Source organism: Halomonas sp. ND22Bw, assembly GCF_003011945.1.
In the GTDB taxonomy this organism is placed as follows: Bacteria; Pseudomonadota; Gammaproteobacteria; order Pseudomonadales; family Halomonadaceae; genus Halomonas; species Halomonas halophila.
Genome location: NZ_PXWD01000459.1, coordinates 1 through 330, shown reverse-complemented (window position 1 = coordinate 330; position 330 = coordinate 1). Strand labels below are relative to the sequence as shown.

Here is a 330-nt window from a genome sequence, read left to right as displayed (position 1 = left end):
AAGCCGGGCATAATCACCGAAGCGATACCCTCCCGGACCCATGACCAAGGTGTTGCACTGGTGGCCGATGGGCGTGAGGAAGTCGCATGCGGCCCCCAAAGCCACAGCCATGAGGAACGGGTCCGGCGCCAAGCCGAGCTTCGTTGCGAGCTTGGCGGCGATGGGACCCATGACCAGCACCGTCGCGGCGTTGTTGAGGAACGGTGTCACAGCCATAGCCAGCACTAGAATGGTGCCCATCGCCGCGATGGGCGGCAGGTCCTGCACTAACGTCGTCAGATGCGCAGCAATGCGGTCAGCGCCACCTGTGCTGGTCACGGTTTCCGAAAT

The 330-nt window shown here is 63.0% G+C and carries 1 protein-coding gene; it reads right to left on the bottom strand.

Annotated elements, in window-relative coordinates:
* The coding region (locus CVH10_RS18925) for an SLC13 family permease (RefSeq protein ID WP_146143075.1) at positions 1 to 330 on the bottom strand (330 nt) is incomplete at both ends.